This window comes from Halomonas sp. DP8Y7-3 (assembly GCF_019801675.1).
In the GTDB taxonomy this organism is placed as follows: domain Bacteria; phylum Pseudomonadota; class Gammaproteobacteria; order Pseudomonadales; family Halomonadaceae; genus Halomonas; species Halomonas litopenaei_A.
The window spans coordinates 77,496-90,835 of the sequence record NZ_JAHVIO010000004.1 but is presented as its reverse complement, the minus strand read 5'-3'; the positions used below and the strand labels follow the sequence as shown (position 1 = coordinate 90,835).

The window sequence follows — 13,340 nt, the reverse complement described above, 5'->3', positions numbered from 1 at the left end:
TGTGAGGCCCGCTTCGGCGGGCCTTTTGCATGGCGCGTGACCCCGGTGTCTACGTACTTGCACAGTCATGGTGCAAGATGCTTGCCTCAAAAGCGTTATCCCCCTAACGTTATTGAGCACTGCCTGAACGGCGTTACGTACTGTTGTCCGTTCTTCTACCCGTTCTTCCATAAGCACTCCGCCGGCCACCGGGTCGGGGGCCGCCGTAGTACCGGAAAGCCAGTACCGGAAAGTCAGCACCGGAAAGTCAGCACCGGAAAGCTAGTACCGGAAAGTCAGTACCGGAAAGTCAGCACCGGAAAGTGAGCACCGGACAGTGGGTGACGGACAGCGAGTGACTGGCGATGACTGACCGGCGGCTTGTGACGAGTGACGGGTGCTATCCAGGCGGGTATCCAAGCGTCGCATTTTCAGTCCAGCAGGGAGGTCGAATGGCATCGTCAGTGAAGGGAATCGGGTTCATGTGCCTGGGGGTATTGTGCCTGGCATTGGGGGATGCCATCTCGAAGTGGTTGGGAGAGGTGCATTCGCCGGTCCAGATCATCTTCTTCCGAACCCTGGTATCGCTGCCGATGATCATGCTGCTGGCGTGGAGGGGAAGCGGACTTCGCACGCTGGCCACCCGTCGCCCTGGTGTGCACCTGGTGCGAGGGCTGATCTATACCGGCACGATGGGTTGCTTTGTGCTGGGGCTGACCCTGATGCCGCTGGCGGAAGGTACCGCCATTGCCTTCGCGGCTCCGCTGTTCGTGAGTCTACTGTCGGTGCCGCTGCTGGGTGAGAAGGTCAGCATGCCCGTATTGTGTGCCTCTCTGGTGGGTTTTGTCGGCGTTCTGGTGGTGGTCCGGCCAGGTAGCGACGGCATCTCTCTGGGCGCGCTGGCCATGTTGGGGGCAGCGGTGTTCTACGCCCTGATGATGATCACCGCACGTCGCTACGGCGCTCGTGAGCATCTCTGGGCGATGGTGTTCTACATGACCCTGGTGCCTTTTGTGATCACCGGGCTCGCGTTGCCGTTGGTTTGGCAGGCGCCGGAAGCGGCGCACTGGCCGGCCTTTCTGATGGCGGGTGTGCTTGGGGTGGGTGCCACGGCGTTCATCACGCTGGCATTTCGTCACGCCCCTGCGGCCATCGCCGCGCCCTTCGACTACACCGCCATGCTATGGGCGGTGCTGCTGGGCTGGCTGTTCTGGGGAGAGCTGCCGGATTGGGGCGTATGGGTCGGCGGCACCTTGATCATCGCCAGCGGCCTGGCGATTGCCTACCAGGAAGGGCGCACCAGCCTCAAGCGCCGCCCAACGGCATAAAACGATCGGTAGCGACTCGTCTGCTCCCACTCGCGCGAGGGCGCACCGCGTAAGCGAGGCTTAAGGGTTGAATGCCAGCCTACTTCCGCGCGATGTCGCGTACCTTCGACGGGAGTAGCGAGATGACAACGGCAGCAAGGACCCCGACCCCACAGCGCATCATGGTGTGGGATCCGCTGGTGCGAGTCTTTCATTGGGCGCTGGTGCTCGGATTTGCGCTCAACTACGCAGAGATAGGCCCTCACCGCTATATCGGCTATACCCTGGTGGGGTTGATCGGCCTTCGTATCCTGTGGGGCCTGGTGGGCCCCTGGTCAGTGCGCTGGACGAGTTTCTGGCCGACGCCAGCGCGACTCAAGGCAGCGATTCGCGGTCACGCGGCAGAAGGCGGTCGCATCACCCACACGCCGCTGGGGGCGCTGATGATGATCAGCCTGCTCGCCTTGCTGCTGGGGCTAGGAACGACGGGCATGCTGATGGTGCACACCGAACGCTTCCACGACCTGCATTGGATGGAGGAGCTGCATGAAGGGCTGGCGACCGCCGTTCTCTGCCTGGTGCCCGTGCATGTGCTTGGTGCGGTGCTGGAAGGCCGCAAACAAGGCGATAACCTGATCGCGGCGATGGTCCATGGGCGTCGGCGACCGCAACCTTAGTGGTTGCGGCGTGCCGGATCCCTGGGCGACTTACCCTTCCCAGGCCGCCAGCAGGTCCTGGGCGGCCTGGCTCGGGTCGGGTTGGCCGCAGATGGCGGAGACCACGGCCATGCCATCGGCACCGCTTGCCCGTATGGCGGCGGCATGTTCTCGCTTCAGCCCGCCAATCGCCACGCTGGGCAGCGGGCTGGCCGCCACCAGCGAGGACAGGCCATCAACGCCTAGCGGGGTCGCGTGGTCGCGCTTTGTGGAGGTAGCGAATACCGGGCCCAGGCCGAGATAGTCCAGCGCCCGCACGTCCAGCTGTGTCAGCTGTTCGGGACGCTGAACCGACAGCCCAATGATCGCCTCGTCGCCCAGCAGGCGGCGAGCCTCGCTCACGTCGCCATCGTCCTGGCCAAGGTGTACGCCGTCGACCTTGGCGGCCACGGCGACCTGAACCCGATCATTGATGACCAGGGGGATGCGGTGCTCGGCAAGCAGCGGTTTCAAGCGCAGTGCCAGGGCTACCAGTTCCTCATCGCTGGCCCCCTTGTCGCGAAGCTGGACCAGGGTCACGCCGCCGTTGACAGCCTGGATCACGGTGTCCTCGATTCCCCTCTCAGCGCACAGCTCGGGGTCTGTCACCAGATAGAGGCGCAGGGCCTGTCGGTCGAATCGGCGGGGAGATCGCGTCACGTGCAGCATCCTTGAAAAGAGTGAAGTGGCAGGCGGGAACAGCGGGTCATGGGAGAGTGCTGATCTCCAGGGGCGTGCGGTTGGCCAGAGCATCGGCAGACAGCTGGTGCAGCGCGTCAATGAAGGCCACCGCAAAACTACCAGGCCCCGACGGCGTCTGCCCGGCCTGAGCACCCGCCTCAGCGTAGCAGGTGAGGGCGCAGGCCGTAGCCAATAGTGGGTCCTTCTCACAGGCCGCGAAGGCCGCTACCACTCCGGAAAGAGCGCAGCCAAGGGCCGTGACTCGCGGCATCAGGGCATGACCTCCTGCAATGCGGACACATCGCCGGCCATCCGTGACCAGGTCGACCTCGCCGGTGACGGCGACCACTGTCTGCTGACGTCTGGCCAGGGCCACCGCCGCCGTGAGCGCCTCGTCACTGGCTGCGGTGGAATCGACGCCTCGGCCGCCCAGGGCGTCGCCGGCGAGGGCGATGATCTCTGAGGCGTTGCCGCGGATGATGGTCGGAGAAAACTCGAGCAGGCGGGCACAGGCGTCACGTCGAAAGCGTGTAGCGCCAATCGCCACAGGATCCAGCACCCAGGGGGTCTGTTGTTGTTGAGCGGACTCGGCAGCGCTCAACATGGCATCGACCCAGGGGGCAGAAAGGGTACCGATGTTGATGACCAGAGCATCGGCGAGCGCCGCGAACTCGGCCGCCTCCTCGGCGGCGTGCACCATGGCGGGCGATGCGCCCAGGGCCAGCAGCACATTGGCGGCGGGGTTCATGGCCACGTAGTTGGTAATGCTATGTACCAGTGGCGTGGACTGGCGCAGTCGCGTCAGCGTGGCGCCAATATCGGCGCCGGCAAGGGCGGATGTCATGTGAGGCCTTTGTCTCGGCTGCGCAGCGGATGCAGGGCATGCTGCGGCAATCAGATAACCAGGGCCTCATGATCCGGGCATGGCGCGCAGCTGTAAAGCCACGATGTTCTTACGCCGCTGGATGGAGCGTCATCAGGCCAGCAGTTGCAGGGCGACCAGTACACCCACCGCCGCGAGGGCCAGGTGCGTCAGCGAGAATGCTGTCTTGGCGTGGGCTGTCTCGGCAACGTGAGCCTCACGATCCAGGTCTGCCTCTGTGTGGGCGGCGCTGGAACGCGGCCACAGCGCCATGCTGCCCAGAATCAGGCTGAGCGTGCCAAGCGACAGGCTGATCGGCGACCAGAATGCCATCAGGGCCATGCCGCCGAGTATGGCAACGCTGACCGACAGCCATCCGCGCAGGGAGAGACGGGCGTGGGATCTGCTGACCTGTTGCAGGAAAGGCATGAAGACGGTTCCTTATCGTTGCTGGGTAAAGGGTCGATGCCATCGTAGCGGCGCCACCTTAACGAGTGCTTAAGCTTTGTTGACGACTATGTGACATCTTCTGATGCTCGAAACAGCATAGCGTTCATTCGTCTTGATGCGACCTTGGTCGATAAAGTCGGATGGTGGCGCATGCAACAGGGCGGCGGACGGCGCAGAACGCAAGAACGCAAGAACGCAAGAACGCAAGAACGCAAGAACGCGAGAAGGAGAGAAAGAGAGAAAGAGAGAAAGAGAGAAAGAGAGAAAGAGAGAAAGAGAGAGGTCAGCGCTGAGCCCCGTTCAAGGCGCGGCGGCGGCGGCGCCGACGAAACGCTCTTGCCAGTAGTCGAGGGTCAGCGATGTCGTGGTGACCTGGCGGCCCCGGCCCGGTGCATGAATCATGACGTCGTTACCGGCGAAGATGCCGACATGGCTGACCTCGGAGCCCTTGCCGGTGGCGAAGAACAGCAGGTCGCCCGGGCGTGGCTGGTCAATCGCCGGCAATTGGTGATATTGCTCCCGTGAGGACCGGGGGACACTGATGCCGGCCCGGGAGTAAGCCATCTGCACCAGGCCGGAACAGTCGAGTCCGCGTGGGTCATTGCCGCCAAAGCGATAGGGGGTGCCCAGGGAGCCCCTGGCTTCCGACAGGATCAGGGCACGCTCCATGGACAGCCCCTTGTTGCCGCCGCTGGTATCCAGCTGTGGCGACGCACAGCCGGCCAGTATCAATAGCAGCGTGCACATCAGGGACCATCTGGCCAGGTAAGGCGTCAATGTGCTCATTGCGGCGTGCTCTGCACAGACATGATGAGGCTTACGGTACTCTGTCATGACGTGCAGGCCAATAGTCCAGGGCTGGTCTGAAAAGGGCCTGCGCCTGGTGATACGGCGTTTAATATCGGCTTAACGTGCTCATTAGCCTAGCGTAAGCTGCTATTTCTCAACGATTTTTGCCTTGCCTCACCATCGCTCTTCGACGTCTCGGACAACGCCTCGCCTCAGCGGAAGGCAATACGAGTGCCGTTGGCCAGCATCTCATCCGGTGTCATGGCCTTGCCTTCCACCCCGATCATTTCATCGCCGCATTGATCCGACCAGGTCAGCACGCCGTGGGTAAGGCCGACGCCGCCCAGCAGCTCACGAATTTCTCCGGTGCCGAGGAAGGTGCGTGTGCGGCCCTTGTCGTCGGCCAGCTCCGATGCTCCGTTGGCATGGTGGAAGCGCACCGTGTAGATGCCATCCATGGACTCGACTTCGACGATCGGAGAAAAACCGTGGGCCAGCGCCCTGGCTAGCGCCTTGATGGTGATCTGGCGCTCGAGAGTGTAGTCGATATCAGCCATCTACTTGCCTCCTCCCACGGGGGGATATAGGGGACCGGAGGGGCTCTTGGTGAGGGGCGTTTCACCAGTGTGCCGTTTCCTCTTAAGACTGGATCAGCCCGGCATTCTTGGCAAACTCCAGCAAAGGAGCCGTTGAAGGCGCCGCCTTGAGGCACAGCGCTGAGAGGGTATGGTAGAGACCTCTATCGCAATCTACAGGTGCTTCATGCCGTACTACACGATGTCTGCTGCTGTGCTGGCTGCCTTGATGGCCGCTACACCATTGGCCGCCCAGGCGGAAGCAGAGCGCTCGACTCAGGAAGATGCCCAGGTTCGTTTTTCCGTTCCCGCCTGGCCGGGAGTGACGGTCAAGACGGCCCTGGCATCCACCCTGCTGGAGACGCTCGGCTATCAACCCGTACAGGAAGAGCTTGGCTCTACCATTACCTACCAGGCCCTGCGCCAAGGCGAGCTGGATGCCTTTCTGGCGGCCTGGCTGCCTGCCCAGCAGGGCATGTACGACGCCAGCTTCGAGGGCGACGAGCCCACCCTTGAGGATCTCGGCAACAACGTTGATGGCGCCCGGCTGGGGTTCGCCGTTCCTGCGTATGTGTACGACGCGGGTCTGACATCGGCAGAAGACCTGGACAAGGAAGAGTTTGCCGAGCGTCTGGATCGCACGATCTACTCTATCGAGGTCGGGTCCGGCATGAGCGACTCGCTGAATGCCGCAGTGGACGACGACAGCTATGGTCTGGGCGACTGGGAGCTGTCGGAAACCTCCACCCCCGGCATGCTCAGTGCCGTGGATGCGGCCATCGATCGTGAAGAGTGGATTGTGTTCGCGGGCTGGACGCCGCACTGGATGAACATTGAGTTCGACGTTCGCTACCTCGATGATCCGAACGACATGTGGGGGCCGGAGGGCGGTCGCAGCGACGTGCGGACACTGGTCCGCCGCGAGTTCGCGCAGAGCCATCCCAATGCCACACGCCTGCTGGACCAACTGGTCTTCAGCGCCGATGACCAGAGCGCGATGATTCGTGGATTCAGCTACGAAGAGCGTGAGCCGGAGCAGGTGGCGCTGGAGTGGCTACAGCAACATCCCGAGCAGACCCGGTCGTTCGTCGAGGGAGTGACCACGCGAGATGGCGAAGAAGCCTGGCCGGTGATTCAGCAGGCGCTGGAGATTCCTGACGCCTGATAGCGCTGGCTGGACTGCGGGCGCCTGGCGTCTCGGCAAGCCCGGCTGATGTGTTCAGTGCCTCGCTAAAGGACCGCCCTCGGGCGGTCCTTTGCATGCTAGCGGATGCGCAAGAGTGATCAGTGCTGATGGTCGTCATGCGCTGCATGATCATGATCATGATCGTGGTCATGGTCTGATGATTCGGAGGCATCCTGGTGCAGCAGGCCTTGGTGCAGCACCTCGGCGTTGTGCAGGATCATCCCCACGTAGTGGGAGGTCATGCCGTTTTCCGACAGCGCTCCGTTATACAGCGTACCGGCGATGGGCACCCCCGTTTCCTCGGACAGCTGTTCCATCAGCACCGGACTGGACATGTTTTCAATGAACAGCGCGGGGATCTGGCGCTCGCGAATGATGTCCACCATTTGGGCGATATCGGCGGCTGATGGTTCCGCTTCGGTGGAAAGGCCCACCGGCGACAGGAAGTCGATCCCGTAGGCACGCGAAAAGTGACCGAAGGCGTCGTGGCCGACAATGACCTGAGCATGGTCTGGCAGGTCGTCCAGCAGCGTCAGCACCTGTTGGTGAGCCGCCTTGATGTCCGCCATGTAGCTATCGGCCCTGGCGGTGTAGTGGGCGCTGTTGTCGGGATCTACGGCGATCAGGCCATCGCGGATATTGGCGACGTAGATCAGCCCTGCCGACAAGTCGAGCCAGGCGTGGGGATCATACTGTCCATGGTCGTGGCCAGCGTGGCCGTCATGATCCGCGTGATCATGCTCGTCGTGGCTGTCATGGCCAGCGTGGTCGTCGTGATCCGCGTGATCATGCTCGTCGTGGCTGTCATGGCCAGCGTGGTCGTCGTGATCCGCGTGGTCATGCTCGTCGTGGCTGTCATGGCCAGCGTGCTCTGCATGGTCATGCTCGTCATGGCCTGCATGCTCAGCGTGGTCGTCATGACCCTGGTGTTCGCTGTGGTCGCTCTGTTGATGCAGCGACTGGCCGCCATAGGCCAGCACTGGTACGCCCTCAGTGGCGACAACGGTCGTGCCTTGGTAGCCACTGGCGTCCAGCAGGCGTGTCATCCAACCCTCGAACTGCAGGCCGTTGAGCACCACAAGGTCGGCCTCTGCCAGGGCTCTGGCATCGGTGGGGCGAGGAGAGTAGACGTGGGGGTCGCTATCTGTCCCGACCAGGGAGGTGACCTCAACCCTGTCACCACCGACGTTGCGAACCATATCGGCCAGTACACTGAAGCTGGTGACCACCTGCGTAGGTTCGGCCGCCAAGGCCTGGGGGCCGAGGACGAGTCCCGCCAACGCCATCCAGGCGTGGCGTTTGATGAGAGCGTGAGGCAGTGACAGGGGCATGAGTGTCGTTCTCCGGTGGCGGTTGGATGGGCGTGGTCAGGTCAGGCGCGTTCGTCGGCACCCAGCGGCATGGCGCGGCGTCGCAGTCGCGCGGCAAGGCTGTGCTGGCGTCCAAACACCGCAGACAGCAGGTAGGCGACCCCCGCCAGTAGTATGATGGCAGGGCCTGAAGGTAGGCTGAGGTGGTACGACAGCAGCAATCCACCAAGGCTTGCACCCAGTGCAATGATCACCGACAGGCCCATCAGGCCTTCCAGGCGAGTGCTCCAGAAGCGCGCCGTGGTGGCCGGCAGCATCATCAGGCCAACCGCCATCAGGGTGCCCAGGGTCTGGAACCCGGCGGTGAGATTGAGCACCACCAGGCCCAGGAAGATCCCGTGCACCAGGCCGCCCTTGACTCCCTGGCTGCGTAGAAACAGCGGGTCGAGGCATTCCACCACCAGCGCACGAAAGATGACGGCCAGGGTGATCACGATCAGGCTGCTGATACTGGCGATCAGCACCAGAGCGGTGGTGTCCACCGCCAGGATGGAGCCGAACAGTACATGGGTGAGGTCGACGCTGCTGCCGCCCAGGGCGACCAGCATGACCCCTGCTGCCAGGGAGATAAGGAAGAAACTGGCCATGGCCGAGTCTTCGCGATGGCCGGTCAATTGAGACACGCTGCCCGCCAGCAGTGCTATCAACAATCCTGACAGCATGCCGCCAAGGCTCATGATCGGCAGCGAGAAACCCGCCAAGAGAAAGCCCAGGGCAACGCCGGGAAGAATGGCGTGGGACATGGCGTCGCCGATCAGGCTCATGCCCCGCAGCATCAGGAAGACCCCCAGTGGCGGTGCGGCTAGCGACAGGGCCAGGCTGGCGACCAAGGCGCGGCCCATAAAGGCATAGTCAAAAGGCGCAATCAGCCAGGTGTGCAGGGTCGATACAAGTGCGTCAAACATTCAGACAGATCCAGGAAACGTCAGGGGCAGGCGCGGTGGGCGCGTCAGCTGGCCGGTGTGGCGCTCGACCAGAGCGTCGGGGGTGGCCCAGCGGCCATGTCCCTCGGTCAGCACCAGCACGTCATCGGCCAGGCGCGATAGCTGCGTCATGTCGTGAAGGACGATGACTAGCGTGGCTCCCGCGTCGGCCATTTCGCGAAGCACCGTCATCAGCATTTCCACGGTGTCGACGTCGACGTTGGCAAACGGCTCGTCGAGCAGCAGCAGCTCGGCTTCCTGCATCAGCGTGCGCCCGATCAAGGCGCGCTGGCGCTGACCGCCGGATAGCTCGCCGAGGGGACGGTGTGCGAGGTGAGAGATGCCCAGTCGCTCCATGATGTCCCGGCCCCTGCGGTAGTGCGCACCACAGTAGCCCTTGAAGGCCCCGTGGCTCGGCCAGGTGCCGGTCATGATCAGTTCTTCGACACTCATCGGGAAGCTGAGGTCCAGTGCCAGCTGCTGGGGCAGCCAGGCGCGCCGGGCGGCGGGCACGTCACATTCCACTCGTCCGGCGACCGGCGTCAGTGTGCCCATGATGGCCTGAATCAGGGTGCTCTTGCCGGCACCGTTGGCGCCTATCAGCGCGGTGATGGCACCGTCTTGGAAGCGGCCTTCCAGGTGCTCGAGCACCGTTCGGCCGCCGCGTGCCAGCTGCAGGTCATGGAGGGTCAGGCGCGACATCAGTGCCACCACCCTGCTGACCAGCTAACGGCCAGCCACAGCGGCAGCAAGGGGATGGCGACCAGGCCGAGGCGACGCTTCATGGACAGCGACATCAATGAGAAATGGCAAGGCCCCTCGGGACGATGGCGATGGGACATGCGGAACTCCGGAGTGGTGACGGGCGTGCGGAATCGGCTGGAGGGTATAACATAACACTACCGCGGTTTCCATGACTTCACCGCGTTGGATCGCCGGATGCCGGCACATAGACGACACCCGCGCAGGGAACTTTCCCTGAATCGATACTGCAAAGAATGTCGTCTCACGATAAACTTGTACAAGGTGTCATGTGCGAGAAACCTCGCACAAAGGACGCACTGCAGACCTGGTCGAGCACGCACGCGCTGTGCTCCTGGGGTGGCGAGGGTTCCAGGGAGTGTATGACATGTCACGGATCATGCGGCGAATGATGCTGGCAGGGGTGGTCATGGGACTGGCACTGATGGCATCGACTCACTGTGTAGCGGGCGGCAGTACAGGCCTCTACGTGGGGATAGGTGCAGGCCAGATTCAGGGCGACGATGATTTTGACGATGAAGCGTCAGCGGCAAAGGTATTTGCGGGCTACAACTTTGGCTGGCTGCCTTTCCTGGACCTTGGTGCGGAGCTGTCGTACCTGAACGGCAGCGAGCTCGACGGCGATGTCGATGGCACCTCCGCCACGTTGGATATTGAAAGCCTGCAGGCCATGGGTATCGCAGGCTTCAGCTTTGGCCCCTTCGGCGTCTACGGCAAGGCAGGCATGGCCGACTGGGATGCCGACCGTAATGGCCGCGGAGTGAGCAAGGATTACTCCGGTACTGACCCTGTGTATGGGTTTGGCGCCAGGGTTCAACTGTTCGATGTGACCGGTCGACTCGAGGTGGAACGCATCGACGCGGATCGTATCGGGCATGTGGATACGCTGACCGGAAGCGTGGTCTACACGTTCTGACAGACACATCTTGTCTGCCTGGCGAGCGGTAAATTGACGAAGGGCCGGCGCGAAAGCGTCGGCCCTTCGCCGTAGTTGGTCGTCACTGCGGGCCCTGTACGGCGTAGCAAGAGCGTTGGGGAAGCAGCGAGCAGCAAAAAATCTTGATCTGGATCAAGCTGACAGCCGCGTAGGTGATCGCGCACAAATGTCTAAGTCAAAAGGGGTAGGTAGCGTTCAGTATACAGTGTGTATCTCGTCACACTTGGTGTCCTTATGGCTAGCCTGCTCCTTGTCTCACCCTCTTCCTTTACTGGGGCGCCTCGGCTGCGCGCCGTCTGTGTGCGGGTGGCTCTCGGCGCTCTCTTGCTGCTGGCGATCATCGGTCTGATCCCCCATGGAGAGGTCGTCGATGTGGCGATCTGGGTAGGGATGTGCAATGCCATGCTGCTGTTCGGCATGGATGCGGTGCTGGGGCTGTTGCTGGAGAGCCTGGGTATCTCGTCGGCGGTGACGGAACGGTCATGGCTACGGACCTTGCTGGCGGTGATGGTAGCCGTGGTCATGTGGGTATTTGCCATCTTCCTGCTGCCACTGGCGCTGGCCTGCCGCCACTTGCGCGGTCAGTCCTGCCACAAGGGCTACTGAGATCGGCACATCGTCGTTACCATAGGGCAATGTCGTGACGTCACCCGAGGTAGCCCATGAGCCCTGCACCCTTTGACCTAGCCTGTTCCAGACTCGATGCCATGCATGCCGATGATCCTCGCCGCATCGAGGTCGACGGTCAGCAGCAGCCGCAGGAGCTGTGGCACGCCGGTCGCATGTCGGCGTGGCTCGAGCGCCTCGATCCCAAAGCCCCCGAGCTGGTCCGGCTAGCGGTTCGCAACCAGCACCTCAAACGCTGGGAAGTCCCGCGCAGCGACTACGAAGAAGGTCGTATCGGCTACCTGACCTGGCGCCGCGACCAGGGCAAGCGTGCAGGTCTGCTGGCGGCCGAGGTTATGCGCAGCAGTGGCTACAGCGACGCCGATGCCGACGAAGTGGCGCGGATGATCCGCAAGCAGGGGCTGGGACGTGATCCTGGTACCCAGGCAGTAGAGGACTGCGCCTGCCTGGTCTTTCTCGAGAATTACTTCGCAGACTTTTCCCGCCAGGTCGACCACGACCACCTGATCCGCATCGTCCAGATGACCTGGAAGAAGATGTCCCCCGCCGCCCATCAGCTGGCGCTGGGCCTGCCCATGAGCGACGAAGCCCGCGCCATCGTCGAGGAAGCGCTAGGCTAAGAGGCGGATGACTCGTGCCGACGTGCGGCAGCGGTGACAGGCCCCGGGAGCGCATCTACACGCCCAGGGCTGTTGCTTCGCGTCCCCCTCAAAACCCCTTGGCCTGGCCTCTGGGGCGCGCCGGGGTGGGGGTGTCGCAGCGCAGGAACTCGCCGCCATCCGGTGGGCCGCAGGGTTTGCCATCGCGGGCTACGATCCGGCCTCGGTTCAATGTCATGACGACCTTGCCGGTGAGCTCGAGCCCTTCGTAAGGGGTGTAGTCCACGGCGTGGTGCAGGTCGGCGTTGCGAACGGTGACGCGGGCATCGGGATCCCACAGGGTCAGGTCGGCGTCACTGCCCACGGCGATGGTGCCCTTGCGCGGATACAGTCCATAGATCTTGGCCGGGTTGGTGGCGGTCAGCGCGACGAAGCGGGTGGCGTCGATGCGCTGCTTGATGACGCCCTCGGAAAACAGGATAGACAGGCGCGTCTCGAGCCCGGGAATACCGTTGGGGATGCAGGAAAAGCTGGCATCCTCGCCGTTCAGCTTCTTGCCTTTGTCGTCTTCGTAGCGGAAGGGCGCGTGGTCCGAGGAAAAGACCTGAAAGACCCCGCTTTCCAGCGCCTCCCACACCGCCTGCTGTGCGGCTGGGTCGCGCGGTGGTGGGCTGCACACGCACTTGGCGCCCTCGAAGCCATCCTGGTCCAGGTCGTCGGCGGTCAACATCAGATACTGGGGGCAGGTCTCGCCATAGACCCTGAGGCCTCGGCTCTGGGCCCAGCGGATCTGCTCGATGGCCTGGGGGCCGGAGACGTGCACGATCAGCACCGGGACGTCGATCAGCTCCGCCAGGGAAATCGCACGGTGGGTGGCCTCACGCTCGGCAATGGAAGAGTGGGCCTCGGCATGATAGCGCGGGGCGGTGTGGCCCTGGGTCTCCAGCAGCTCGGTCAGATAGGCGATGCAGTCGGCATTCTCGGCATGCACCATCACCATGGCGCCCTCGCGACGGGCCAGCGCCAGCACTTCCAGCACTTCGCGGTCGTTGAGCTTCAGATCATCGTAGGTCAGGTAGATCTTGAAGGAGCTGTAGCCTTCCTTGATCAGCGCCGGCAGCTCGTCGCGCAGTACTGTCTCGCTGGGGTCGGTGACGATCATGTGAAAGGCGTAGTCGATCATCGCCTGGCCATCGCTCTCTCGGTGATAGTCGTCCACCGCGGCACGCAGCGACTGGCCCTTGAACTGGGCGGCGAAGGGAATCACCGTGGTGGTCCCGCCCGCCGCGGCCGAGCGAGTTCCCGACGCGAAGCCATCGGCCATTACCGCGCCGTCGCCCAGGGGCTGGGCCAGGTGGCAGTGGGCGTCGATGCCGCCAGGCATGACCCACAGCCCGGCAGCATCGATGGTGTCACCGGTCACCTCAGCGGTGGCGGCGAGCCCTTCGCCCAGGGCGACGATGCGTCCGTCGCGAATGCCGATATCGGCGCTGAAACGGTCGGCGGCGGTGATCACGTTGGCATTGGTGATCAAGGTATCGAGGCGTTGCATCTTGCGTTCTCCCGAGGCCGACGGGGTCGGCAAAGGTCATTGTTGT

16 protein-coding genes are annotated in these 13,340 nt (G+C 63.1%); 6 read left to right on the top strand and 10 right to left on the bottom strand.

Translation table 11 applies throughout. The features are described from left to right. Positions 1–431 precede the first annotated feature (431 nt). Both KUV86_RS05625 and KUV86_RS05620 read left to right on the top strand, forming a co-directional pair. Positions 432–1,307 (top strand): DMT family transporter, encoded by an 876-nt coding sequence (locus tag KUV86_RS05625; protein WP_206943799.1) that lies wholly within the window; start codon positions 432–434, stop codon positions 1,305–1,307. A 122-nt stretch (positions 1,308–1,429) separates the two neighbouring features. Then, positions 1,430–1,963, top strand: coding sequence for a cytochrome b/b6 domain-containing protein (locus tag KUV86_RS05620; protein WP_222162440.1), 534 nt, complete (start codon positions 1,430–1,432; stop codon positions 1,961–1,963). A 30-nt stretch (positions 1,964–1,993) separates the two neighbouring features. Here KUV86_RS05620 and thiE read toward each other — a convergent pair whose 3' ends face one another. The 5 genes from thiE to KUV86_RS05595 all read right to left on the bottom strand — a co-directional run bounded on the left by thiE (position 1,994) and on the right by KUV86_RS05595 (position 5,320). Then, on the bottom strand, positions 1,994–2,641 hold the full coding sequence (thiE, locus tag KUV86_RS05615) for a thiamine phosphate synthase (protein ID WP_315900546.1): 648 nt from the start codon (positions 2,639–2,641) through the stop codon (positions 1,994–1,996). A 46-nt stretch (positions 2,642–2,687) separates the two neighbouring features. Continuing rightward, on the bottom strand, positions 2,688–3,506 hold the full coding sequence (thiM, locus tag KUV86_RS05610) for a hydroxyethylthiazole kinase (protein WP_222483984.1): 819 nt from the start codon (positions 3,504–3,506) through the stop codon (positions 2,688–2,690). Positions 3,507–3,638: 132 nt separating this feature from the next. Further along, positions 3,639–3,953 (bottom strand): hypothetical protein, encoded by a 315-nt coding sequence (locus KUV86_RS05605; protein ID WP_222483982.1) that lies wholly within the window; start codon positions 3,951–3,953, stop codon positions 3,639–3,641. A gap of 321 nt (positions 3,954–4,274) precedes the next feature. Next, positions 4,275–4,760 carry a C40 family peptidase gene (locus tag KUV86_RS05600; RefSeq protein ID WP_222162444.1) on the bottom strand — a complete coding sequence of 162 codons (486 nt, stop codon included), beginning with the start codon at positions 4,758–4,760 and terminating at the stop codon, positions 4,275–4,277. A 215-nt stretch (positions 4,761–4,975) separates the two neighbouring features. Further along, positions 4,976–5,320, bottom strand: a complete 345-nt coding sequence (locus tag KUV86_RS05595; protein WP_206943808.1) for a hypothetical protein — start codon at positions 5,318–5,320, stop codon at positions 4,976–4,978. A gap of 205 nt (positions 5,321–5,525) precedes the next feature. Between KUV86_RS05595 and KUV86_RS05590 the strand changes: the two genes are divergently transcribed. After that, positions 5,526–6,503 (top strand): ABC transporter substrate-binding protein, encoded by a 978-nt coding sequence (locus KUV86_RS05590; RefSeq protein ID WP_206943810.1) that lies wholly within the window; start codon positions 5,526–5,528, stop codon positions 6,501–6,503. A gap of 119 nt (positions 6,504–6,622) precedes the next feature. Here KUV86_RS05590 and KUV86_RS05585 read toward each other — a convergent pair whose 3' ends face one another. Genes KUV86_RS05585 through KUV86_RS05570 form a run of 4 tightly spaced genes read right to left on the bottom strand, consistent with a single transcriptional unit; the run spans position 6,623 to position 9,659 of the window. Continuing rightward, positions 6,623–7,855 (bottom strand): metal ABC transporter solute-binding protein, Zn/Mn family, encoded by a 1,233-nt coding sequence (locus KUV86_RS05585; protein WP_222483981.1) that lies wholly within the window; start codon positions 7,853–7,855, stop codon positions 6,623–6,625. A gap of 41 nt (positions 7,856–7,896) precedes the next feature. Continuing rightward, positions 7,897–8,799 carry a metal ABC transporter permease gene (locus KUV86_RS05580; protein ID WP_222483979.1) on the bottom strand — a complete coding sequence of 301 codons (903 nt, stop codon included), beginning with the start codon at positions 8,797–8,799 and terminating at the stop codon, positions 7,897–7,899. Next, on the bottom strand, positions 8,800–9,519 hold the full coding sequence (locus KUV86_RS05575; RefSeq protein WP_206943816.1) for a metal ABC transporter ATP-binding protein: 720 nt from the start codon (positions 9,517–9,519) through the stop codon (positions 8,800–8,802). Next, positions 9,519–9,659 (bottom strand): hypothetical protein, encoded by a 141-nt coding sequence (locus tag KUV86_RS05570; RefSeq protein ID WP_206943818.1) that lies wholly within the window; start codon positions 9,657–9,659, stop codon positions 9,519–9,521. The genes KUV86_RS05575 and KUV86_RS05570 overlap by 1 nt, the downstream gene beginning before the upstream one ends. 287 nt (positions 9,660–9,946) lie before the next feature. Here KUV86_RS05570 and KUV86_RS05565 point away from each other — a divergent pair, with 287 nt between their 5' ends. From KUV86_RS05565 to KUV86_RS05555, 3 genes are all read left to right on the top strand, one after another. Further along, the gene (locus KUV86_RS05565) at positions 9,947–10,495 is read left to right on the top strand and encodes a porin family protein (RefSeq protein WP_206943820.1); all 549 of its coding nucleotides are present in this window, start codon (positions 9,947–9,949) and stop codon (positions 10,493–10,495) included. A 255-nt stretch (positions 10,496–10,750) separates the two neighbouring features. Then, the gene (locus KUV86_RS05560) at positions 10,751–11,122 is read left to right on the top strand and encodes a hypothetical protein (RefSeq protein WP_222483975.1); all 372 of its coding nucleotides are present in this window, start codon (positions 10,751–10,753) and stop codon (positions 11,120–11,122) included. 56 nt (positions 11,123–11,178) lie between these two features. Further along, positions 11,179–11,763 (top strand): DUF4202 domain-containing protein, encoded by a 585-nt coding sequence (locus tag KUV86_RS05555; RefSeq protein ID WP_222162449.1) that lies wholly within the window; start codon positions 11,179–11,181, stop codon positions 11,761–11,763. An 88-nt stretch (positions 11,764–11,851) separates the two neighbouring features. Here the strand turns inward: KUV86_RS05555 and hydA are convergent, their stop codons facing one another. After that, on the bottom strand, positions 11,852–13,294 hold the full coding sequence (gene hydA, locus KUV86_RS05550) for a dihydropyrimidinase (protein WP_206943826.1): 1,443 nt from the start codon (positions 13,292–13,294) through the stop codon (positions 11,852–11,854). Between the last annotated feature and the right edge of the window lie 46 nt (positions 13,295–13,340).

Excerpts from the sequence above, each read along its gene's own strand:
- KUV86_RS05625 (WP_206943799.1), top strand. The coding sequence starts at position 432 with ATGGCATCGTCAGTGAAGGGAATCGGGTTCATGTGCCTGGGGGTATTG.
- KUV86_RS05620 (WP_222162440.1), top strand. The coding sequence starts at position 1,430 with ATGACAACGGCAGCAAGGACCCCGACCCCACAGCGCATCATGGTGTGG.
- thiM (WP_222483984.1), bottom strand. The coding sequence starts at position 3,506 with ATGACATCCGCCCTTGCCGGCGCCGATATTGGCGCCACGCTGACGCGA.
- KUV86_RS05605 (WP_222483982.1), bottom strand. The coding sequence starts at position 3,953 with ATGCCTTTCCTGCAACAGGTCAGCAGATCCCACGCCCGTCTCTCCCTG.
- KUV86_RS05600 (WP_222162444.1), bottom strand. The coding sequence starts at position 4,760 with ATGAGCACATTGACGCCTTACCTGGCCAGATGGTCCCTGATGTGCACG.
- KUV86_RS05595 (WP_206943808.1), bottom strand. The coding sequence starts at position 5,320 with ATGGCTGATATCGACTACACTCTCGAGCGCCAGATCACCATCAAGGCG.
- KUV86_RS05590 (WP_206943810.1), top strand. The coding sequence starts at position 5,526 with ATGCCGTACTACACGATGTCTGCTGCTGTGCTGGCTGCCTTGATGGCC.
- KUV86_RS05585 (WP_222483981.1), bottom strand. The coding sequence starts at position 7,855 with ATGCCCCTGTCACTGCCTCACGCTCTCATCAAACGCCACGCCTGGATG.
- KUV86_RS05580 (WP_222483979.1), bottom strand. The coding sequence starts at position 8,799 with ATGTTTGACGCACTTGTATCGACCCTGCACACCTGGCTGATTGCGCCT.
- KUV86_RS05575 (WP_206943816.1), bottom strand. The coding sequence starts at position 9,519 with ATGTCGCGCCTGACCCTCCATGACCTGCAGCTGGCACGCGGCGGCCGA.
- KUV86_RS05570 (WP_206943818.1), bottom strand. The coding sequence starts at position 9,659 with ATGTCCCATCGCCATCGTCCCGAGGGGCCTTGCCATTTCTCATTGATG.
- KUV86_RS05565 (WP_206943820.1), top strand. The coding sequence starts at position 9,947 with ATGTCACGGATCATGCGGCGAATGATGCTGGCAGGGGTGGTCATGGGA.
- KUV86_RS05560 (WP_222483975.1), top strand. The coding sequence starts at position 10,751 with ATGGCTAGCCTGCTCCTTGTCTCACCCTCTTCCTTTACTGGGGCGCCT.
- KUV86_RS05555 (WP_222162449.1), top strand. The coding sequence starts at position 11,179 with ATGAGCCCTGCACCCTTTGACCTAGCCTGTTCCAGACTCGATGCCATG.
- hydA (WP_206943826.1), bottom strand. The coding sequence starts at position 13,294 with ATGCAACGCCTCGATACCTTGATCACCAATGCCAACGTGATCACCGCC.